1 protein-coding gene is annotated in these 25,509 nt (G+C 72.2%); it reads left to right on the top strand.

The features are described 5' to 3' along the window. The first annotated feature begins 1 nt into the window (after position 1). The gene (locus AC3EO7_RS03995) at positions 2–25,507 is read left to right on the top strand and encodes a non-ribosomal peptide synthase/polyketide synthase (RefSeq protein ID WP_435590469.1); all 25,506 of its coding nucleotides are present in this window, start codon (positions 2–4) and stop codon (positions 25,505–25,507) included. Positions 25,508–25,509: the final 2 nt, after the last annotated feature.

Genomic DNA, 25,509 nt, shown 5'->3' with positions numbered 1-25,509 from the left:
GATGTCTCACGCAGAATCGGTCGCATCCAGCGGACTCGGCAACCGCACCTACCCACCCCGGCATGCGCTGCTGCGCCGCGCCTACGGTGTGGAGGACCTACCCGGCCTGCTCGACATCGTGGCCGAGCTGGCGCCCGAGCGCATCGCGCTGCGGCACGGCGACACCGCGGTCGGCTACGCGGCGCTGGCCACCGAGGTCGCGGCGCTCGGCGCGGCCATGGGCGGCGGACTGAGCCCGGATGCCCTGGTTTCGGTGGTGATCTCGGGCAGGCTTCCGGAGTTGCTCGAATCCGGTGACGGCGCGCTCGGCGAGGTGCTCGACCGGTTGCTCGACGACGTGCTGCTGATCGCCGCCGACGTGCTGCCGACCGCGTTCACCCCGGTCGAGACGCTGGTCAGCGAATTCAAGGAGCAGGTCAAGCGCACCCCGGAGGCTGTCGCACTGGTATTCGGCGACGCCACACTCACCTATGCCGAGTTCGACGCGCGCGTCACCGCCCTGGCTCGGCGCCTGCGGGAGCTGGGCGTCGGGCCGGACGCGCTGGTGGGGCTGGCCGTGCGGCGCTCGTTCGAACTGCTCGTCGGCATGTACGCGATCCTCGAGGCGGGCGGCGGGTACGTGCCGATCGATCCGGAGCATCCCGCCGAGCGCATCGCCTACGTGCTCCAGACCGCGGCGCCGACGCTGGTGCTCACCACCACCGCCGATCAGCCGGAGTCGATCGCCGACAGCCGGGTGCTGCGCATCGACGAATTCGAGGCCGCCCTCCGCAGCGCCGGACAGCTCACCGGCGCCGCGGGACAACCGCTGGACACGGAGCTGCCGTTGTTGCCCGCGGCGGACAACACCGCCTACGTCATCTTCACGTCGGGCTCGACGGGTCGGCCGAAAGGCGTTGCGGTCGAGCACCGTTCGATCCTGGCCAACCTGCGCTGGCGGCAGCGGCTGTACCGGCTGTCGGAGGCCGACGTGGTGTTGCAGAAGACACCGTTCACCTTCGACGTGTCGGTGTGGGAGTTCTTCTGGCCCTTGCAGATCGGCGCGCGGCTGGTGATCGCCGAGCCCGACGGCCATCGCGATCCGGCCTACCTGGCCCGCACGATCGCCGACTACGGCGTCACCGTGGCACATTTCGTGCCGTCGATGCTCGCGGTGTTCGTCGCCGAGCCGGAGATCGAAGCGGCCGCGGACACCCTGCGCCTGGTCTTCGCCTCCGGCGAGGCGCTGCCCGCGGCCACCGCGGCCGCCTTCCGCGACGTCAGCGGCGCGACCCTGCACAACCTGTACGGTCCGACCGAGGCGGCGGTCGACGTGACCGCGCACGAGGTGACCGCCGCCGACACCACGAGCGTGCCGATCGGCACGGCCGCCGACGACACCGAACTGCTGGTGCTCGACGCGAACCTACGTCCGGCTCCGGCGGGTGTGGTCGGCGAGCTGTACCTGTCCGGCGTACAGCTGGCCCGCGGCTACGTGGCCCGTCCGGGTCTCACCGCGGATCGGTTCGTGGCGAACCCCGAGGGCGCGCCGGGCGATCGGATGTACCGCACCGGCGATCTGGTCCGCTGGGTGTCCGGCGTGGACGGCGGTCCTGCCGAACTGGAATACCTGGGCCGCACCGACTTCCAGGTGAAGGTGCGCGGGTTGCGCATCGAACTGGGCGAGGTCGAGGCCGGGCTGCTGCGCGACGAGCAGGTGGCGCAAGCCGCGGTCACGCTGCACCGGCACGCGGGCGGCGATCACCTCGTCGGCTACGTGGTGGCGGCCGGTGGCGGCGCGGTCGACACCGCAGCTGTGCTCGTCACCGCGCGGGCGCACCTGCCGGAGTACATGGTGCCCTCGCTGGTGCAGGTGCTGGACGAGATGCCGGTCAACGCGAACGGCAAGCTGGACCGTCGGGCGTTGCCCGAACCCGACTTCGGCGCCGCCGCGGTCGAATACCGCGAACCCGCGACCGACGCCGAGCGTCGCGTCGCCGAGATCTTCGCCGACCTGCTCGACGCGCCGCGGGTCGGCGCGGACGACGACTTCTTCGCCCTCGGCGGCAACTCGCTGCTGGCGGCGCGCGCGATCGCCAGGGTCGCGGCGGCGCTCGGCGTCGCGATCGACGTCAGGGACTTCTTCGACCGGCCGACGGTGGCTGCGGTGGCCGCGCTGTCCGGCGCGGGGGCCCCGCGACCAGCGCTGGTGGCGGGGCCGCGCCCGGAGCACGTTCCGCTCTCGCCCGCGCAGCGGCGCATGTGGTTCCTCAACCGGCTGGGCGCGAATGCCGCGGTGGACAACATTCCGGTGGCGCTGCGCCTGCGCGGCGCGCTCGACGTGCCCGCGCTGTCGGCCGCGATCACCGATCTCGTCGCGCGCCACGAGATCCTGCGTACCGTCTACCCGCAGACCGAGGCGGGCCCGGTGCAGGTGGTGCGGCCGATGCACGCCGTCTTCGATCTGACGCCCTCCGAGATTCCTGGGGAGCGGCTGGCCGAGGCGGTGCGCGCCGTCGCGAGCCAGGGCTTCGATGTCGCCGAGGAGATCCCGGTGCGGGTGCGCCTGCTGCGCAGCGCCGCGCGGGACCACACCTTGGTGCTCGTGGTGCACCACATCGCCGCAGACGGCGTCTCGATGGGACCGCTGATGCGCGACCTGGTCACCGCCTACGCCGCGCGCCGGGCCGGCGCGGCGCCGGGCTGGCAGTCGCTCGCGGTGCAGTACACCGACTACGCGCTGTGGCAGCGCGCCGTGCTCGGCGACGAGGACGATCCGGAATCGGCGGCGGCGAGTCAGCTGGGATTCTGGCGGACCGAATTGGCCGAGCTCCCAGCGCAATTGGATCTTCCGTCGGACCGCCCGCGGCCGGCCGTGGCGTCCTACCGCGGCACCACCCACGAATTCGCACTGGACGCCGACCTGCGCGCCGCCGTCGGACGGGTCGCCGAGCGCTGCGGCGCGACGCCGTTCATGGTGCTGCACGCCGCGCTGGCCGCGCTGCTGGCCCGGCTCTCCGGCACCTCCGACATCGCTGTCGGCACCCCGGTCGCGGGCCGCGGCGAGCCCGCGCTGGACGACCTGGTCGGCATGTTCGTCAACACCCTCGTGTTGCGCACCGAGGTCGCGCCCGCCGCGACCTTCGCGCAGCTCGTCGGGCACGCGCGCGAACGCGACCTGCGTGCGTTCGCCCACGGCGACATTCCGTTCGAGCAGTTGGTCGAGGCGGTGAACCCGCCGCGTTCGCAGGGCAGGCACCCGCTGTTCCAGGTGGCGCTGTTCATGCAGAACATGGCGCCCGTCCCGCTCGCCATGCCCGAACTCGACACGCAGCTTGTCGACTTCGAATCCGGGTTCGCCAAGTTCGATCTCCAGCTGACGCTTTCCGAGCCTGCCGCCGCGGTGGGCGGATACCGGGCCGAATTCACCTACGCCACCGACCTGTTCGACGCCGCGACAGTCCGGGAGTTCGCCGCGAAGTTCGTTCGACTGCTGCGCGCCGCCGTCGGCACGCCGGACGCGCCCGTCGGCGATATCGAACTGCTCGACGCGGGTGAGTTCGACTACGTGACCGCGAGCTGGAACGCCAGCGGTCACCGGGTCGCCGACCGCTTCCTGCACGAGGGTTTCGACAACCAGGTCCGGCGCACCCCCGGCGCGGTCGCCCTCGTCGCCGACGACGACACAGCGCTCACCTACACCGAGCTCTCCGATCGCGCCAACCGGCTGGCGCGGATGCTGATCGATACCGGCGTCGGGCCGGAATCGCTTGTGGTGCTGGCTATGCCGCGTTCGGTCGAGCTGGGTGTCGCGATGTACGCCGTACTGCGCGCGGGCGGCGCGTACGTGCCGGTGGACCCGGCGCACCCCGCCGAGCGCATCGGTCACATCATCGACACGGCCGCGCCGCACACCATCCTGACCACCCGCGCTGCCGGATTCACGCCGCCCGGCACGGTGCCGTCGTCCGTGCGCGTGCACCATCTCGACGAGCTGGACCTCGCCGGCTACTCGGCGGCCAAGATCGCCGACGGCCAGCGGACCGCCGCGCTGCACCCCGAGCATCCCGCGTACGTCCTCTTCACCTCCGGTTCCACCGGTCGGCCCAAGGGCGTCTCGATCAGCCACCGCGCCATCGCCAATCAGCTGGCCTGGATGCACGACGAATACCGTGTGCGCGCGGGCGATGCGTACCTCCAGAAGACCGCGACCACCTTCGACGTCTCGCTGTGGGGCTACTTCCTGCCGCTGCGCGCGGGCGCGACGCTGGTGCTCGCCGCCCCGGACGGCCACCGCGATCCGCGCTACATCGCGGAAACCATTGCCCGCCACGGCGTCACGCTCACCGACTTCGTGCCGTCCATGCTGGCGGTCTTCGCCGCGCACGCCGAGGCCGACGAGCTGGCCTCGCTGCGCGATGTGTTCGTCATCGGCGAGGCGCTGCCGCCGGAGACCGTCGCGGCCTTTCGCGCGGTCTCCGACGCCGGGCTGCACAACCTGTACGGCCCCACCGAGGCGGCCGTGTCCATCACCTACCGCGAGGTCACCGTCGACGACACCCCGCAGGTGCCGATCGGTGAGCCGGAATGGAATTCGCAGGTCTACGTGCTGGATTCGCGGCTGCGTCCAGTGCCGATCGGCGTGCCGGGCGAGCTGTACCTGGCCGGAGATCAGCTGGCCCGCGGCTACCACGGCCGGGTCGACCTGACCTCGGATCGCTTCGTGGCCAACCCCTTCGGCGCGCCCGGCGCGCGCATGTACCGCACCGGCGACCTGGTGCGCTGGAGTCAGGACGGCGAACTGGTCTACCTCGGCCGCGTCGATTTCCAGGTGAAGTTCCGCGGTCAGCGCATCGAACTCGCCGAGATCGAGACCGCGCTGCTCGCCGCGCCCGAGGTCGGCCAGGCGGCCGTGCGGCTGATCACCGCCGAGACCGGCGACTATCTGGCGGGCTATGTCATCGCGGCCCCGGCGCGGCAAGACTCCGGCGCGGAACTGGACCTGGACGCGCTGAAGGCCGGTCTCGGCCGGGTGCTGCCCGCGTACATGGTGCCGACCGCGCTCGTGCAGCTGACCGAATTCCCGCGTAACACCAGCGGCAAGCTCGACCGTGCGGCCCTGCCGATTCCGGTGTTGCAGGCCAAGGGTTTTCGCTCTCCGGTCGACGCGGCGCAGCGGCTGGTCGGCGCCGTCTTCGCCGAGGTGCTCAGGGTCGAGCGGGCCGGGCTGGACGACGACTTCTTCGCGCTCGGCGGCAGCTCGCTGGACGCCACCCAGGTCACCGCCCGCGCGGGCGAGGCGGTCGGCGCGCGCATCCCGGTGCGCGCCCTCTTCGAGGCATCCACGGTCGAGGGCTTCGCCGCCGCGGTGGCCGAGCTGGCGACCGAGGGCCGCACGCGGCTGCCCTTGACTCGCCGGGACCGGCCGGAGCGCATTCCGCTCTCGCCCGCGCAGCAGCGGTTGTGGTTCCTCAATCGCCTGGAAAGCCAGGACGATGCACCCGGCGTCTACAACCTGCCCGTCGTGCTTCGCCTGACCGGCAGGCTCGACGTGCGCGCGGTGGAGCGGGCCGTGCTCGACGTGCTCGCCAGGCACGAATCGCTGCGGACCATCTATCCGGAGACCGAGGACGGTCCCTACCAGTCGATCCTGGACGCGGACGACATCGGTCTGAGCTTGCACCCCGTCGAGGTCGAGCGCGCCGAGCTCGCCGACGCCATCGCGGCGATCGCGGGCGGCGGTTTCGACGTCACCGCCGAGCTGCCCGCGCGGGTCGCGCTGCTCGCCGTCGACCACGTCGACGACGGGAGCGGCGTGCCCGCCGACGAATACGCGCTGGTGTTCGTGGTCCACCACATTGCCGCCGACGCGCTCTCGATGACCCCGCTCGTCACCGACCTGATCCGTGCCTACCAGGCCAGGCTGATCGGCAAACAGCCCGATTGGCCCGAATTGCCCGTCCAGTACGCCGATTACAGTCTGTGGCAGCGTGAGCTACTCGGGGCGGCGGAACGGCCCGGCGATCTGGCGCACCAGCAGCTGCGGTTCTGGCGCGACGCCCTCGGCGGACTGCCCGCCGAGCTGCCGCTGCCGACCGACCGGCCGCGTCCGGCGCGGCCCAGCCGGCGTGGCGCGGCCGTCGATTTCGCGATCGACGCCGAGGTCGCCGCCGGGCTGCGGGCACTGGCCGCCCGCTCCGGTGCCACGCTGTTCATGGCGCTGCACGCCGCCTTCGCCGCCACGCTGGCGCGGTGGGGCGGCGCGGACGACATCGTCGTCGGCACGCCGATCGGCGGGCGCGGCGAGCGCGATCTCGACGCCATGATCGGCATGTTCGTCAACACCCTCGCGCTGCGCACCCGGGTCGGCTGGGACGTACCGTTCGAGGACTTCCTCGCCGAGGTGCGCGACGCCGACCTGGCCGCGTTCGCCAACGCGGAGCTGCCGTTCGAGCAGCTGGTCGACGCCATGGAGGTCGATCGCGGCACCGGCGCGCACCCGCTGTTCCAGGTGCTGCTGAGCTTCGGCGCGGCCGGGCAGACGCCGTCGGCCGTTGAGGTCCCCTGGCTGACCGTCGAGCCGATCGACATCCCCGACGACGGCGCGAAATTCGACCTGCACCTGGTGCTCGGCGAACTCGCCGCGGACGCCGGGCTGTCCGGCCGCCTGCGCTACGCCACCGATCTGTTCGACGCCGCGACGGTGGACGCGTTCGTCACCGGACTGCGGCGGATGCTCGGCGCGGTGGCCGCCGACCCGGCGGCGCGCGTCGGCGAGATCGACCTGCTCGACGCCGACGAACGCGCGCTCGTGTTGGATCGCTTCAACGACACCGTGCACCCTGTGGACGAATCCGCCACGCTCGCTTCATTGTTCGCCGTGCAGGCGGCGCGCACCCCGGATCGCCCCGCGCTCACCTTCGACGGCGCGACGCTCACCTACGCCGAATTCGCCGCGCGGGTCAACCGGCTGGCGCGCTGGTTGATCGCGCAGGGCGTCGGCCCGGATTCGCTGGTGGCGCTCGGCATGCGGCGCTCCATCGATCTGGTTGTCGGCATGTACGCGATCACGGCCGCGGGTGGCGGCTACGTGCCGCTGGACCCCGACCATCCCGCTGAACGCACGGAACACATTCTCGCCACGGCGATTCCGGTGGCGGTGCTGACCTCCGGCGCCGATCTGGACCTCGCCGCGGCGCAGATCCGCATCGACCGGCTCGACCTGTCCGGATACTCCGACGCACCGATCACCGACGCCGAACGCCGCGGCACGCTGCGCGCCGCGAACACCGCGTACGTCATCTTCACCTCCGGCTCGACGGGCAGGCCCAAGGGCGTCGCGGTCGGTCACGGCGCGATCGTGAACCGGTTGCGCTGGATGCAGTCGGCGTACGTCGCGCTGGACCCGGACGACGTGCTGCTCCAGAAGACGCCCGTCGCCTTCGACGTGTCGGTGCCGGAGTTCTTCTGGCCGCTCCAGGTCGGCGCGCGGCTCGTGCTCGCCCGCCCCGACGGACACCGCGACCCGGCCTACCTCGCCGAGCTGATCCGCCGCGAGGGCGTCACCGCGGCGCATTTCGTGCCGTCCATGCTGGCGGCGTTCGTCGCCGAGGAGCCGGACGTCCCCACCCTGCGGCACGTCTTCTGCTCCGGCGAGGCACTGCCCGCCGCCACCGCGCAGCGGATGCGCGCGCTCACCTCGGCGCGGGTGCACAACATGTACGGGCCCACCGAGACGGCGGTCGAGGTGTCGGCGCACGAGGTGACCGACGCGGACACCGGTGCGCTGCCGATGGGCGGACCCGTGTGGAACACGCGGATGTACGTCCTCGACGCGCGTCTGCGTCCGGTCCCGGTCGGCGTGCCGGGCGAGTTGTATCTGGCCGGTGCGCAGCTGGCCCGCGGCTATCTGGGCCGGGCCGACCTGACCGGAGATCGCTTCCTGGCCGACCCCTTCGGCGCGCCGGGCGCACGGATGTACCGCACCGGCGACCTGGTGCGGTGGACGGCGGCGGGGGAGGTGCGGTTCCTCGGCCGCACCGACTTCCAGGTGAAGGTGCGCGGCCTGCGCATCGAACTCGGCGAGATCGAGACGGCGCTGCTCGCGGCGCCCGGGGTGGCGCAGGCCGCGGTGCTGGTCCGCGATGATCACGGCACCGGCGACCAGCTGGTCGCCTACCTGAGGTCGGAGACCGCGCTCGACCTCGACCTGGTGCGCGCGGAGGCCGCCCGCCGACTACCGGCGTACATGGTGCCCGCCGAGTTCGTGGTGCTCGACGCCTTCCCGGTGAACGCTTCCGGCAAGCTGGACCGCGGGGCCCTGCCCGCACCCGCGCGGCGCACCGTGGCATTCCGCGCGGCCGAAGGCACCGCGGAAACCCTTGTCGCCGATACCTTTCGCGCGCTGCTCGGCGCCGATCGGGTCGGCGCGGACGACGACTTCTTCGCGTTCGGCGGCAACTCGCTCGTCGCGACGCAGCTCGCCGCGCGGTTGTCCAGGGCCACCGGAACGCAGGTGCCCGTGCGCGCCGTGTTCGACGCGCCCACCGTGCGCGAGCTGGCCAGGCACGTGCGGTTCGACGGCCCGGCCGCGCCCGTGACGCTGCCGCCGCTGCGCGCAGGGGAGCGCGGCGAGACCATTCCACTCTCGATCGCGCAGCAGCGCATGTGGTTCCTGAACCGATTCGACAGCGCGAGCGGCGGTTACAACATCCCGTTCGCGCTGCGGCTGACGGGCGCGCTGAACGTGGCCGCCCTCGCCGCGGCCGTCGCCGACGTGATCGCCAGGCACGAGACGCTGCGCACCATCTATCCGGAACACGACGGCGCGGCGACCCAGGTGGTGTTGCCCCCTGGCACCCGGCTGGTCGATGTGACACCGCGCCCGGTGCGCGCCGCCGAACTGCCCCCGCTGATCGCGGCGGCGGCCGAAACCGGCTTCGACGTGACGTCCGAAGTGCCGCTGCGGGTTCGGCTGCTGCACGTCGAGGACGGCGGCGCCCAGCCGGTGCACGTGCTGCTGTTCGTGGTGCACCACATCGCGGCCGACGGCTGGTCCTTCGCGCCGCTGACCCGCGATCTGGCCGCCGCCTACGTCGCGCGCTGCGCGGGGTCCGCGCCCGCTTGGCGTCCGCTGCCCGTTCAGTACGCCGATTTCGCGCTCTGGCAGCGCGCGGCGCTGGGCCGCGCGGACGACCCGGACTCGGTGCTGGCCGGCCAGTTGCGCTACTGGACGCACCGCCTGGCGGGCCTGCCCGAGGTGCTGGCGCTGCCTTCGGATCGTCCGCGCCCTGCGGTCGCCTCGAACCGCGGCGGCGCCGTCACCGGACGACTCGACGCCGCCATGCACCGCGATATCCAGGAGCTCGCCGCGGCACACCGGGTCACCCCGTTCATGGTGCTGCACGCCGCGCTGGCCGCGCTGCTGAGCAGGCTGGCCGCCTCCGGCGACGTCGTCGTCGGCGCACCGGTGGCCGGGCGTGGCGACGAGGCGCTGGACGAGCTCGTCGGCATGTTCGTCAACACCCTCGTGCTGCGCACCGAGGTGCGCGCCGACGCCACCCTCGCCGACTTGCTCACGGTGGTCAGGACCGCCGACCTGGCCGCGTTCGAGCACGCCGCGGTGCCGTTCGAGCAGCTCGTCGATGCACTGAATCCAGTACGCTCGCAGGCGCATTCGCCGCTCTACCAGGTGGCGTTGACGCTCCAGAACCAGACGAAGCCCGACTTCCGTCTCCAGCGGCTCGCCATCGGCGCGCTCGACATCGGGCCCGCCCCGATCCAGCTCGACCTGGACTGGACCCTGACCGACCGCTACGACGCGGACGGCGAGCCCGACGGCATCGACGTGCACCTGCACTACGCGCTCGACCTGTTCGACGAGCACACGGTCACCGATTTACTCGCCGGATTCGAGCGGGTGCTGCGCGCCATGGCACGCGACACCAGGACCGCGGTCGGCGACGTCGAGCTGATGTCGGTCGCCGAGCGCGGCATGCTGCTGGCCGACCGGAACGCGACCGCGCGTTCGCTGCCCGCCGAGACACTCGACGACCTGCTGACCGCCCGCGCCGCCGCCGATCCGGACGGTCGCGCGGTGACCTACGAGAACGAGTCGCTTACCTACGCTGCGCTGGCCGACCGGGTGAACCGGCTGGCGCGGCTCCTGATCGCCGAGGGCGTCGGCCCGGACATCGTCGTCGGGCTCGCCGCGCTGCGTTCGCTGGACATGCTCGTGGCGATGTTCGCGATCGTGCGCGCCGGGGGCGCGTACCTTCCGCTCGACCCCACACATCCGGCCGACCGGCTCGCCCAGGTGATCGAAAGCGCCCACCCCGCACTTGTCTTGGTCGTCGGCGGCGCCGAACTGCCTGCGATGCCGCATGTGCGCGTGCTTCGCCCCGCCGACCTGGACCTCTCCGGGTACTCCGCCGAGCCGGTCGCCGATGCCGAGCGCCGCGCCGCGCTGCGCCGGGACAACCTCGCGTACGTGCTGTTCACGTCGGGCTCGACCGGACGGCCCAAGGGCGTCGCGGTCACCCACCGCGCCATCATGAACCAGCTGCGCTGGCTCGAGCACCGGTACGAGGTCACGGCGGCCGACCGCATCCTGCAGCGCGCGCCGCTGACCTTCGACGTCTCGGTGTGGGAATGCTTCCTGCCCGTCGCGGTCGGCGCGCCGCTGGTGATCGCCCGGCCCGGCGGACACCTCGATCTGGCCTACTTCGCCGGGCTGCTGCGCGAACACGGGATCACCATCGCCGAATACGTGCCCTCGGTGCTCGCCGCGCTCATCGGCGAGGGCATGGGCGACGCGCTGCGCTCGTTCCGGCATCTGCACTGCGGCGGCGAGGCGCTCACGCCCGATCTGCTCGCCGCGATTCGCGGCAGCTTCGACGGCGCGGTGCACAACGCCTACGGCCCGACCGAGGCCGCGATCTCAGCGGTGTATCACGAATTCACCGACGCCGAAGTGACTTCCGGCCGCGAGGTGGCGATCGGGCGACCCTGCTGGAACACCCGCGTCTATGTGCTCGACGCGCGGCTGCGCCCGGTGCCCGTCGGTGTGCCCGGCGAGCTCTACCTCGCGGGCGATCAGCTGGCCCGCGGCTACCAGGGCCGCTCCGGGCTGACCGCGGAACGGTTCGTCGCCGACCCGTTCGGCGTGCCGGGCGCGGTGATGTACCGCACCGGCGATCTGGTCCGCTGGAACCGCGCGGGCGACCTGATCTATCTGGGCCGCAACGATTTCCAGATCAAACTGCGCGGCCAGCGGATCGAGCTCGGCGAGATCGAGTCGGCGCTGGCCGGGGTGCCGGGCGTGACCAACGCGGCGGTCGTGGTGGCCGAGGACAGCACCGGGTACGAATGCCTGGTCGGCTACGTCAGCGGGGAGATCGATGCCGAAGCGGTCCTGGACGTGGTGCGCGACCGGCTGCCCGGCTACATGGTGCCCGCACACCTGGTGGCGCTGGACGATATGCCGCTGACCACGGTCGGCAAGCTGGATCGCTCGGCCCTGCCGAAGGTCGAATTCAGCGGCGGCGCAGCGGCATACCGCGCGCCGAGGGAGGGTGCGGAATCGGTGCTCGCGGCGCTGGTCACCGACCTGCTCGGCGGATCGGCGCGGATCGGCGCGGACGACGACTTCTTCACGCGCGGCGGGAATTCGCTGCTGGCCATGCGCCTGGTGGCGCGAGCCAACGCGGCGCTCGGCTGCGCGCTCACGGTGCGCGAGGTCTTCGAAGCGCCGACGGTGGCCGAACTCGCCGTGCGCGTGCGCCTTTCGGCCGAACTGGACGACGTGATCGCGCGGCCCGCGCTGGCCGCCGGTCCGCGCCCGGAGCGAATTCCGCTGTCGCTGGCGCAGACCCGGATGTGGCTGTTGCATCGCCTCGATCCGGAATCGGCGGTCTACCACATCCCGATCACCATCCGGCTGACCGGCGCGTTGGACACCGCCGCGCTGGCCGCCGCGCTAAACGACGTGGTCGCGCGGCACGAGTCGTTGCGTACGGTGTTCCCCTCCGACGGCGACGGCCCGTTCCAGTCGGTGCGCTCCCTCGCGGAAGTGCCCGCGCTGGACCTGGACCCGACCGTGGTCACCGAGGTCGAACTGCCGGAGTCCGTCGCCGCGTTCGCGGCCGAGCCGTTCGACTTGCGCAACCAGATCCCGGTGCGCGCCAGGCTGTTCCGTACCGCCTCCGAAGACCATGTGCTCGCCGTGGTGGTGCACCACATCGCCGCCGACGGCGTGTCCACCGCACCGCTGGCCCGCGATCTGATGGTGGCCTACACCGCCCGCGCGGCGGGCGAATCACCGCTGTGGCGTCCGCTGCCGGTGCAATACGCCGACTTCACGCTCTGGCAGCGCGAGACGCTCGGGGCGGCCTCGGACCCGGAATCGGTGCTGGCCAGGCAGATCGCACACTGGCGTGCCGAACTGGCCGGCCTCGCGCCGGTGCTGGAGCTGCCCGCCGATCGCCCGCGCCCGCCGCTCGCCAGCGGGCGCGGTGCGGCCGTGGAGTTCACGGTGTCCGCGGAACTGACCGCAGCCATTGCGGAACTGGCAAGGCGACACGGTGTTTCGTCGTTCATGGTGCTGCACGCCGCCTACGCCACCTTGCTCGGCCGCCTCGCCAGGACCGAAGACCTGGCGATCGGCACACCCGTCGCCGGACGCGCCGAACAGGCGCTCGACGAGCTCGTCGGCATGTTCGTCAACACCCTCGTGCTGCGCACCCCGGTGCGCGCGGGCGCGACCTTCGCCGATCTGCTCCGCGCGGTCCGTGAGGCCGACGTGCGCGCCTTCGCGCACGCCGATCTGCCGTTCGAGCGTCTCGTCGACGAGCTGAACCCGGTGCGCTCGCAGTCGCATTCGCCGATCGTGCAGACCCTGCTCACCCTCGAGCACCGCGACGACACGGTGCTCGAGCTGCCCGGGCTGGAGGTGTCGGCCTACCCGCTGGACAACCGCGTCGCTCAGTTCGACCTGGCGCTCGAACTGGTCGAACACCGGCAGGGGGCGGGCACGGCGCTGCGCGCGCTGCTGCGCTACGCGACCGACCTGTTCGACCGCGCCACGGTGCAATCCTTCGGGGCGCGATTCACCCGGATCCTGGAGACCGTGGTGGCCGACCCGGCGATCCGGGTCGGCGATATCGAACTGCTCGACCCCGCCGAACGGGCGCTCGTGCTTCAGCGATGGAACGACACCGCGCACCCGGTCGCCACGAGCCCGCACACCCTGGTCTCGCTGTTCGAAGCGCAGGTCGCGCGCACACCCGAGGCGATAGCGGTCGCCTTCGAGGGGACGGGTCCGGCCCACTCGTACGGCGAGTTCGCCACTCACGTGCACCGTTTGGCGCGCTGGTTGGTGACGCAGGGTGTCGGTCCGGGTTCCTGTGTGGCGCTGGGTATGCGGCGCTCGCTCGATCTGGTCACGGCGATGTACGCGGTGGCGGCGGCGGGCGGCGCGTACGTGCCGCTCGATCCCGATCATCCGGTCGATCGCACCGAATACGTGCTGACCACGGCGCGTCCGGTATGCGTGCTGACCTCGGGGATGGATCTGGAAGTCGCCGCGGCGCCGCAGGTTCGGATCGATCGCCTCGAGCTGTCCGGCTTCGCAGACGGACCGCTGACCGACGCCGACCGGCTCGGCGCGCTCGTCCCCGGCCACCCCGCGTACGTCATCTTCACCTCCGGCTCCACCGGTCGCCCCAAAGGCGTCGCCGTCTCGCACGCCGCCATCGTCAACCGGCTGGTGTGGATGCAGGACCGCTACGGGCTGCGCGCCGACGACGCGGTGCTCCAGAAGACGCCGGCCACCTTCGACGTGTCGGTGTGGGAGTTCTTCTGGCCCTTGCAGATCGGTGCGCGCTTGGTCGTCGCGCGGCACGACGGGCATCGCGATCCGGCCTACCTGGCCAGGCTCATCGCGGCGGAACGCATCACCACGGTGCATTTCGTGCCTTCGCTGCTCGCGGTGTTCCTCAACGAGCCGCTGGCCCGCGACTGCGCCGCGCTGCGCCGGGTCTTCGCGTCCGGCGAGGCGCTGCCCGCGCCCGTCGCGCAGCGGGCGCGACGCGTCCTGGGCGCGCGGGTGCACAATCTCTACGGCCCGACCGAGGCCGCGGTGGACGTGACCTATCACGAGGTCACCGACGCGGACACCGGCTCGGTGCCGATCGGCAGGCCGGTGTTCAACACCCGGCTGCTCGTGCTCGACGCCCGGCTGCGGCCGGTGCCGGTCGGCGTGCCGGGTGAGCTGTACCTGGCGGGCGGGCAGCTGGCGCTCGGCTACCTGGCGCGACCTGACCTGACCTCGGATCGGTTCGTGGCCGACCCGTTCGGCGCTCCCGGCGACCGCATGTACCGCACCGGCGATCTGGTGGTGTGGAACGCCAACGGTGAACTGGAGTATTTGGGCCGCACCGATTTCCAGGTGAAGCTGCGCGGTCTGCGGATCGAGCTCGGCGAGATCGAGGCCGCGCTCACGGGCTCGGACGCGGTCGGCCAGGCCGTCGTCGTCGTGCGCGGCGCAGGCCACGGCGATCAGCTGGTGGCCTACCTGACCGCCGCGGGCGGACCGATCGACATCGACGCCGTGCGCGCGCGGCTGGCCGCCGAACTTCCCGGCTACATGGTGCCGTCGGCCTTCGTGGTGCTCGATGAATTCCCGCTCAACTCCTCGGGCAAGCTGGACCGCGCGGCACTGCCCGCACCCGTGGTCGCGGCGGCGGTCTTCCGCGTGCCGGAGACCGACGCGGAGCGCACTGTCGCGGCCCTGTTCGGTGAGCTGCTGGGCGTCGAACAGGTCGGCGCCGACGACGACTTCTTCGCACTGGGCGGCAATTCGCTGATCGCCACCCAGGTGGCCGCGCGGCTCGGCGCCGAGCTCGGCGCCGACATCCCGGTGCGGATGCTGTTCGACGCGCCGACGGTCGCGGCCCTGGCCGAGCGCGCGGAGAGTGCGGGCGCCGCCCGCCGTCCCATCCTCACCGTCGGCCCGCGCCCGGAGATGATTCCGCTCTCGCCCGCGCAGCAGCGGATGTGGTTCCTGAACCGGTTCGATCCCGACGAGACCGTCAACAACATCCCGGTCGCCCTCCGCTTCGCGGGCGAGCTGGACACCGCGGCGCTGACCGCCGCGATCGCCGACGTCGTCGACAGGCACGAAACTCTCCGCACCGTCTACCCGGACCGCGACGGCACCGGCCACCAGCTGATCCTGGACGCCGCGGTGCCCGCGATCACCGAGTTGGACGCGACCGACCCGGCCGCCGCGCTCGCCGAATTCGTCGCCACCCCGTTCGACGTGACCGCCGAGGTTCCGCTGCGCATCGGGCTGGCCAGGCTCGCGGAGCACGAGCATCTGCTCGCCCTCGTCGTGCACCACATCGCCGCCGACGGCTTCTCGATGGGACCGCTGGCCCGCGATCTCGCCGCCGCGTACGCCGCGCGCGTCACCGGCGCCGCGCCGGACTGGGCGCCGCTGCCCGCGCAGTACGCCGACTACGCGCTGTGGAAGCACGAAATCCTCGGCGCAGAGGACGATCCGGACGCGATCGCCGCCCGTCAGCTGGCGTACTGGCGGCAGGCGCTGCGCGGTCTGCCCGCGCAGCTCGACCTGCCCGCCGACCGGCCGCGCCCCGCCGTCGCCTCGCACGCCGCCGCGAGCGTCACTCTGCTGCTCGACCCGGCGCTGCGCTCGGGCATCGCGACCTTGGCCGCGCGGCACGACGCGACGCCGTTCATGGTGGTGCACGCCGCGCTCGCGGTGCTGCTCGCCCGGCTCTCCGGCACCGCGGACATCGCCATCGGCGCGCCGATCGCCGGGCGCGGCGAACGCAGGCTCGACGACCTGGTCGGCATGTTCGTCAACACCCTGGTGCTGCGCACCGCGGTGCCGGGCGCGGACCCCTTCGCCGCCGTGCTGCGGCGGGTGCGCGAGGGCGATCTGGACGCGTTCGCCCACGCCGAGGTGCCCTTCGAGCGGCTGGTCGAGGTGCTCGACCCGCCGCGCTCGCAGGCGCGCCACCCGCTGTTCCAGGTCGCGCTGTTCTTCCAGAACCTGGCCCCCGTCGCGGTGCGGCTGCCGGGGGTCACCGTGGCCGAATACGAGTTCGACTACGAGACAACACGTTTCGATCTGCAACTGACGGTCTCCGACGACGCGGTGCGGTTCAGTTACGCCACCGACCTGTTCGACGCGGCGACCATCCGCACCTTGGGCGAGCGCTTCCGGCGGCTGCTGGCCGCGGTGATCGCGGACCCGAGCCTGCCGGTGGGCGACATCGACCTGTTCGGCGCGGGCGAACTGCACCGGGTGGTCACCGAGTGGAACGACTCCGCGCACACCGCGTTCGTGGCGGAGATGCTGCTCGACGAGTTCGAGGCGCAGGCCGCGGCCACCCCGAACGATCCGGCGCTGGTGTACGTCCCCGACGACGGCGCGCCCGCCTCGGTGCTCACCTATGGCGAACTCGATCAGCGCGCCAACCAGCTGGCGCGCCACCTGATCGAGGCGGGCGTGGGACCGGAATCGCTGGTGGCCCTGGCCATCCGACGCTCCATCGACCTCGTGATCGCCATGTACGCGGTGCTCAAGGCGGGTGGCGCCTACGTGCCGATCGATCCCGATCACCCCGCCCAGCGCATCGTCCATATCCTCGACACCGCGCGCCCCGCCGCTCTGCTCACCACCGAGCGCGACCGCGCCGAACTCGGCTACACCGGACACACGGTGTGCGTGGACACCGTCGTGCTCGACGGCTATGCCGACGACCCGATCGCGACCGAGGAGCGCGGCGCGCCCATCCACCCGGCGAACCCGGCGTATGTGATCTTCACGTCGGGCTCGACCGGAAAGCCCAAGGGCGTCAGCGTGTCCCACGCGGCGATCGTCAACCAGATGACCTGGATGCAGTCGGAATACCGAGTGCGCGCCGACGACGTGTACCTGCAGAAGACCGCGACCACCTTCGACGTCTCGCTGTGGGGCTACTTCCTGCCGCTGCGCGTCGGCGCGACGCTCGTGCTCGCGAGCCCGGACGGACACCGCGATCCCGGTTACCTCACCGAGGTGATGGGCCGTTACGGCGTCACCGTCACCGACTTCGTGCCCTCGATGCTCAGCGTTTTCGCCGGACACGTGCACGGCGCCGGGCAGCGCGCCGCCCTCGACGCGCTGCGCACGGTCTTCGTGATCGGGGAGGCGCTGCCCGCCGAGACCGTCCGCGCGTTCGGCACGGTGAGCGCCGCCCGGCTGCACAACCTGTACGGCCCCACCGAAGCCGCGGTGAGTATCACCTACCGCGACGTGACGGGCGAGACCGAGCGCACCGTGATGCCGATCGGCAACCCGGAGTGGAACAGCAGGGTGTACGTGCTGGATTCGCGGCTGCGGCCGACGCTGCCGGGAGTGGCGGGGGAGTTGTACCTGGCGGGCACACAACTCGCCCGCGGCTATCACGGCCGACCGGACCTGACCTCGGATCGGTTCGTGGCCAACCCGTTCGGCGCTCCCGGCGACCGCATGTACCGCACCGGCGATCTGGTGCGCTGGGAGACCGGCGACACCGCCGAGCTGGTGTACCTGGGGCGCACCGATTTCCAAGTGAAGTTCCGCGGCCAGCGCATCGAGCTCGGGGAGATCGAGGCGGTGCTCGCCGCGGTCGCGGGCGTGTCCCAGGCCGCGGCGCTGGTGGTCGGCGATCACTTGGTCGGCTATGTGGTGCCAACGCCGGAGAGCGCATCGGCCGCGCGCGAACTCCAAGGCGCGCTGCGCGCGGCGGCACGGGCGGCGCTGCCGTCCTACATGCTGCCTTCGGCCTTCGTGGTGCTCGACGCGTTCCCGCTCAACGCCTCGGGCAAGCTCGAGCGCACCGCGCTGCCGGAGCCGGTGTTCGACCGGGTGGCCTACACGGCCCCGGTCAGCCCGGCCGAGCGCCTGGTGGCCGCCGCTTTCGAGGCCGTGCTCGACCGCGGGCCGGTGGGTGCCGACGACAGCTTCTTCGATCTCGGCGGCAACTCGCTCAGCGCTACCAGGGTGCTGGCCCGGCTCGGTGAACGGCTCGGCAGACGGGTGCCGGTACGCCTGCTGTTCGCGGCGCCGACTGTTCGCGCGCTGGCGGACGGGATCGTCTCGGCCGCTGGTGATTCCGTCGTTCCGCTGGTCGCCGGTCCGCGGCCGGAGTCGGTTCCGCTGGCGCCCGTGCAGCGCGGCATGTGGTTCCTCAACCGCCTCGACCCGTCGTCCGCCGCGCACAACATCCCGGTCGCGCTGCGGATCCGCGGCGAACTGGACGAAGTGGCGCTCGCGGCGGCGTTCGCCGATGTGGTGGCGCGGCACGAGGCGCTGCGCACGGTCTACCCGGCGGCCGCCGACGGCACGGCGCACCAGGTGATCCTGCCCGCGGCCGCCGCGCCTGTGCGGCTGGCCGTCGAACCCCTCGATGCCGCTCCTATCGAGGACCGGATCGCCGAATTCCTCACCGCGGGTTTCGATGTCACCACCGAGGTCCCCGTGCGGGCGGTGCTGCTGCGCGAGAGCCCGGCCAGCCGGGTGCTCGTCGCGGTGTTGCACCACATCGCCGCCGACGGGTACTCGATGCGACCGATGTTGCGAGATCTGCTCTCCGCCTATCTGTCTCGGGTGCTCGGCACAGCGCCGACGTGGCCGGAGCTGGCCGCGCAGTACGCGGACTACGCACTGTGGCAGGCCGCCGCAGTGGAAAACGCGGCCGCCGAGGAGCTTTCGTTCTGGCGCGAGACGCTGCGCGACCTGCCGGAAGACCTGGCGCTGCCCACCGACCGCCCGCGTCCGCCGGTAGCCAGCAAGCGCGGCGGGAATGTGCGCGCCCGGATCGGCGGGGGCGTGGGCGCGCGGGTGCGCGACCTCGCCCGCGAGCACCACGCGACGCCGTTCATGGTGGTGCACACGGCGCTCTCCGTGCTGCTCGCCAGGCTCTCCGGTTCCGACGACATCGCGATCGGCACGCCCGTTGCCGGTCGCGGCGCGGCGGCGCTGGACGACCTGGTCGGCATGTTCGTGAACACGCTGGTGCTGCGCACCCGCCCGCGCGCCGAGCAGTCGTTCACCGATCTGCTCGCCGCGACGCGGTCCGCCGACTTGGCGGCGTTCGCGCACGCCACCGTGCCGTTCGAGCGGGTCGTCGACGAGCTCGGCGCGGCCACCACGCAGGCGCGGCATCCGCTGTTCACCGTCGCCATGAGCTACCTGAACACCGGCGACGACGCCTTCGCGGTGCCGGGACTAGAGCTCTCCGGCGTCGAATTCGACGAGCCCGTAGCGCGTTTCGACCTCCAGTTCACCGTCGCCGCGGACCCGGACGCCGACGGATATCTCGCCGTCGAGCTCAACTACGCGACCGATCTGTTCGACCACGGCACCGCCGCCGGGCTGCTGCGCCGCTTCGGCCGCGTCCTCGGCGCGCTGACCGCCGAGCCGGGACGCCCGATCGGCGCGGTGGATCTGCTCGCGCCCGCCGAGCGCGCCGAACTGCTCGCCCGGCGCGGCGGCGCGGCCGTACCGCCGCGGACCTTGGCCGAGACGATGGCGGCGGCGGTCGCCATGAACCCGGACGGCATCGCCGTGCGCTGCGGTGATCGGGAGCTGACCTACCGCGCGCTGGACGAGCAGTCCTCTCGCCTGGCCAGGATGCTCGCCGGGCACGGCATCGGCGCGGAGGACATCGTCGCGATCGCCGTTCCGCGCTCGGCCGAATCGCTGCTCGCGGTGTGGTCGGTGGCCAAGACCGGCGCGGCCTTCGTCCCGGTGGACCCGACCTATCCGGCCGACCGGATCGCCCACATGCTCACCGACTCGGGCGCGGTCATCGGCCTCACGATCGGCGACGCGCACACCGCGCTGCCCGGCGCCGTCGAGTGGCTGGTGCTCGACGCGCCGGCCACTGTGGCGCGGATGCGGCACACCAGCGCGGCCCCGCTCGGCCCGGACGAGCTGGTGCGTCCGGTGCGCACCGACCACGCGGCATGGATGATCTACACCTCGGGCTCGACCGGCGTGCCGAAGGGCGTGCTCGCCACGCACGCGGGCATCGCGGGAGTGGCGCGCGCGCAACGGGATCGGTATTCGGTGACGGCCGGTTCGCGGGTGCTGCACGTGTCCTCGCCGAGCTTCGACGCCTCGATGCTGGAGCTGTTGTTCGCGCTCGCGGCCGGCGCGACCTTGGTCGTGGCGCCGGCGGGCGTCTACGGCGGGGCCGAGCTGACCGCGTTCATCCGCGATCATCGGGTGACCCACGCGTTCCTCACGCCCGCGGTCCTGCAAACCCTCGATCCGGCGCAGCTGCCGGAGCTGGAGCGGCTGACCGTCGGCGGTGAGTCGTATGGGCCGGATGTGGTGCGGCGCTGGAGCGTCGGACGCGAGATGTACAACACCTACGGGCCGACCGAGACCACGATCATCACCACCATCAGCGCGCGGATGCACCCCGGCGAATCGCTCGACATGGGCACGCCGATCCACGGCATGTCCGCGCTGGTGCTCGACGACCGCCTGCGCCCGGTCCCGGTCGGCGTCGCGGGCGAACTGTACCTGCGCGGTCCCGGCCTGGCCCGCGGATACCATGCGCGGCCGGGACTTTCGGCGGATCGGTTCGTCGCGGACCCCTACGGTCCCGCGGGCGGACGGATCTACCGCACCGGTGACCTGGCGCGCTGGACAGCGTCCGGTGCGCTCCAGCACCTCGGCCGCACCGACCACCAGGTGAAGGTGCGCGGCCTGCGCATCGAACTCGGCGAGATCGACGCCGTGCTCGCCGCGCACGAATCCGTGGCGTACGTGGTGACCGTGGGGCATGCCGATGCCAACGGCGTGGTCGCGCTGGTCTCCTATGTGGTGGCCGCGCCGGGCCGCACCGTCGACGCGACGGAACTCACCGCCTTCGCGGGACGGTCGCTGGCCGCTTACATGGTGCCCGCCGCCATCATGGCGCTCGACGAGCTTCCGTTGACGCCGGTCGGGAAGCTGGATCGAAAGGCGCTGCCGGAGCCCGAATTCCGGGCCGCCACGTTCCGCGCACCGCGTACGGCGGCGGAACGGGCGGTGGCCGAGACCGTCGCCGGGGTCCTCGGTCTCGATGACAACGGCCGCGTCGGCTTGGACGACGACTTCTTCGTCCTCGGCGGAAACTCGCTCACCGCAACCCAGCTCGCCGCCCGACTCGGCGCCGCGTTCGGCGTCACCGTGGGCGTGCGCACCGTGTTCGAGCGCTCGACCGTGGCCGCGCTGGCGGACGAGCTGGGCGGCGCCGACGCGTCGGAGGCGCGGCCCGCGCTGATCGCGCGCACAGGCGACGAGCCGGTGCCGCTGTCGCTGGCGCAGCAGCGCATGTGGTTCCTGAACCGCCTCGACCATCAGTCCACCGCCTACAACATTCCGCTCGCGGTGCGGCTGAGTGGAACGCTCGATGTCGCCGCGCTCGATGCCGCCGTCGCCGACGTGGTGGCCAGGCACGAGGTGCTGCGTACCGTCTACCCGCAGCGGACGACCGGGCCGGTGCAGGTGGTGTTGCCGGTCGACGCGGCGGGCACGCCGGTGCTCACCCCGATCGATGTCCCGATCGACGACCTACCCGTCTCCGTCGCGGATTTCGTCGGAGCGGGGTTCGACGTGACGGACGCGGTTCCGCTGCGCGCCAGGCTCTTCCGCCCCGTCGCCGAGGACGGCGGCGAGACCGATTCCGCGGCAACGGAACACGTGCTCGTGGTGGTGGTACACCATATCGCCGCCGACGGCTCCTCCCTGGCGCCCTTGGCCAGGGACGTGATGCTGGCCTACGCCGCACGCAAACACGGTCGCGCGCCCGGTTGGGCGCCGCTGCCGGTGCAGTACGCCGACTACAGCCTCTGGCAGCGCGCACTGCTCGGCTCCGAGGACGATCCAGAATCCGTGGTGGCGCGCCAACTCCGGTTCTGGACCGAAACGCTCGACGAGCTGCCCGCGCAACTGCCGTTGCCCACGGACCGGCCGCGGCCCGCGGTCGTGTCCACCAGGGGCAGGCATGTCGATTTCACGGTCGACGCCGAATCCCATGCGGCGCTGGTCGAAGTGGGGCGCGCCGGCGGGGCGACGCTGTTCATGGTGGTCCACGCCGCCTTCGCGGCGCTGCTCGCGCGGCTGTCCGGCACCGGCGACATCGCCGTCGGCACGCCCGTGGCAGGCCGGGGCGCGGCCGAACTGGACGACGTGGTCGGCATGTTCGTCAACACCCTCGTGCTGCGCACCCGGGTGGACGCGGGCGAGGAGTTCACCGCACTGCTGGACCGGGTGCGGGCCGCCGACCTCGCGGCGTTCGCGCACGCCGACGTCCCCTTCGAGCGGTTGGTCGAGGTGCTCAACCCCGAACGATCCACCGCGCGGCACCCGCTGTTCCAGGTCGGCTTCTCCTTCCACAACCAGATCGAGGCCGATTTCACACTCGACGGCCTGACCGCCACCGCCGTCGACTTCGACTCCGAGGTCTCCCAGTTCGACCTGCACCTGGTGGTCACCGACCGCTACGACGCGCACGGCGCGCCCGCGGGTCTCGCGGCGACGATCACCTACGCCACGGTGCTGTTCGACGAGGCGACCGTCGCGGGTTTCGCGCGGCGGCTGCAACGGCTGCTCGCGGCCGTGTGCACCACGCCGCGGCTGCCCGTCGGTGACCTGCCGCTGCTGGACGGCGCCGAGGCCGAACGCATGCTCGTCGCCTGGAACGCCGCCGATCGGGAATTCGCGCCGGACACGCTGGTCACCGCGTTCGAGTCGCAGGTGGTGCGCACGCCCGACGCGGTCGCCGTCGTGGATGACGCACGCACCGTGACCTACGCCGAATTCGCCGCGCGAGTGAACCGGCTGGCCCGGGTGCTGATCGGACGCGGCATCGCACCGGAATCGCTGGTGGCGCTGGCCATTCCGCGCAGCGTCGACCTGCTGGTCGCGATGTACGCGGTGGTGACGGCGGGCGGCGCGTACGTGCCGCTCGACCCGGCGCACCCGCTCGACCGGACCACCGGCGTGCTGGCGGCGGCGAACCCGGAACTCGTGCTCACCTCGGGAAACAGGCCGATGCTGCCCGCCGAGGTCTCCGATCACGAGGTGCTGTTCGACATCACGACGGTCCCGGCGAACGTCGATGCCGCGCCGGTACGGGACGCCGAACGGGTGCGGGCGCTGTCGCCGGACAACACCGCGTACGTCATCTTCACCTCGGGCTCGACCGGCGTCCCCAAGGGCGTTGCCGTCCCGCATCGCGCGGTCGCGCACCAGCTGGACTGGATGCAGTCGGAATACGGGCTCGGCGCCGACGACGCAACGCTGCTGATGACCTCGGCCGCGTTCGACCTGTCGGTGTGGGAATTCTGGTGGGCGCTGCGCACCGGTGCGCGGGTCGTGCTCGCACCCATCGGCGCGCAGCGCGACCCGGAAGGCGTGCTCGACCTGGTCCGGCGGGCGTCGGTCACCACGGTCACACTCGTGCCCTCGCTGCTAGCCATGCTGGCCGAGGTGTCGGGCAGGCGCAGGCTGCCTCGTTCACTGCGCAGGCTGCTGGTGATCGGTGAGGCGCTGCCCGCCGCGACCGTCGCGCGGGTCGGCGCGCTCACCGACGCGCGCGTCGACAATCTGTACGGGCCGACTGAGGCGGCCGTCTCGGTGACCCGGTACCGGGCGACCGTCAGTGCGCCGTCAGGGGTGCCGATCGGCGCAGGGGCGGCCGGTGCGGGGACGGTGCCGATCGGCACAGCGACGTTCGAGCCGACCGGCGCTGCGGTGCTCGAGTCGACAGACGCCGGGACGACTTTGCCGACCGGCACGGCGGTCCCGGTGCCACTCAACGCTGCGGCGACGGTGGCAACCGGCACCGTGAGGGCGATGCCGACCGGCACGGTGCCGATCGGCACTCCGGAGGCGGGCACCCAGGTGTACGTCCTCGACGACCGGATGCACCCGGTGCCCGCGGGCGTCACCGGCGAGCTGTACCTGGGCGGCGCGCAGCTGGCCCGCGGATACCACGGCAGGCCGGAGTCGAGCGCGGAACGCTTCGTGGCCAATCCGTTCGGCGCGCCGGGCGGCAGGCTCTACCGCACCGGTGACATGGTCCGTTGGGGCTCCGACGGCAACCTCCACTACGTGGAACGGCGCGACTTCCAAGTGAAGGTGCGCGGCTATCGCATCGAACTGGCCGAGATCGAACACGCGCTGCGCGCCAGGCCCGGTGTGGCGGACGCCATCGTCGTCGCGTACCGCGCGGATGACGAGAACGCCATGCTGGTCGGCTATTTCACGGGATCGACGCCGCTCGACATCGATGCGCTGCGCGCCGCGCTGGGCGAGGCGCTGCCGAGCTACATGGTGCCCGCCGCGCTGGTTCGGCTGGACGCGCTGCCGCTCAACGCCAACGGCAAGGTGGATCGCGTCTCGCTGCCGCGACCCGCACTGTCCGTGCGCGAGTTTCGCGCTCCGGCGACCGAACTGGACCGCGTGGTGTGCGCCGTCTTCGCCGAGGTGCTGGACGCGCAGCGGGTCGGCTTGGACGACAACTTCTTCGAACGCGGCGGCAACTCGCTGCTCGCCACCCGCTTGGCCACCCGGCTGAGCGCGGAACTCGGCGAACCGGTCCCGGTCGTGTGGTTGTTCTCCGCGCCGACGCCGGCCGGGCTGGTCGCCCAGCTCGAGCTGACCAGGTCGGGACGCGGGCGGGTGGACGCGGCGGCGGCCTTCGACGTGCTGCTCCCGCTCCGGCCGGGCGGCGGCAAGGAGCCGCTGTTCTGCCTGCACCCGGTCGGCGGCGTGGCCTGGTCGTTCGCCGGTCTCGCCGCGCACGTCGACCCGGAGCGCGCGCTCTACGGCCTGCAATCTCCGGTGCTGAATTCGACGGAGCCGCTGCCGGATTCGATCGAAGACTGGGCGCGGCGCTACGTCGCGGAGATCCGCGTCGTGCAGCCGGAGGGTCCCTACCACCTGCTCGGCTGGTCGCTCGGCGGCGTGCTCGCGCACGCCGTCGCGATCCAGTTGCAGGACCAGGGACAGCACGTCGCGACGCTGGCCATGATGGACAGCCCGCGCACGGTCGCGGCGACCGACACCACCGTGCCGCTGGCCGACCTGCTCGGCGGGCTGCTCGGTGAACAAGCCGCCGACGCGGACACCGGACTCGGCCTCGCCGAACTCGCCGCTCGCATCGCCGAACTGCCGGAACCGTTCTCCTCCTTCGGCGCCGAACGGCTCGCACGGCTGTTGGACGCGGGAACTCGCTCCCTCGACCTGCTCCGTCGCTACCGGCCCCGCCGCTACAAGGGCAACCTGGTGTATTTCACCGCCGCCCTGGACGATCCGACCGGCGCCACCGGGGCCGCGAGCTGGTCCGAGGCCGTGGACGGCACCGTGCACAACCACGCCGTCGTGGCCACCCACTGGCGGATGACCTCCGAATCGGCCCTCGCCCGCATCGGCCACGTGCTGGCCGCGGGCTGGGCGGACACCGACCGCGCATGAAC

This window comes from Nocardia sp. bgisy118 (genome assembly GCF_057708605.1).
This window is presented reverse-complemented; position numbering and strand designations above follow the sequence as displayed.

Excerpts from the sequence above, each read along its gene's own strand:
- AC3EO7_RS03995 (WP_435590469.1), top strand. The coding sequence starts at position 2 with ATGTCTCACGCAGAATCGGTCGCATCCAGCGGACTCGGCAACCGCACC.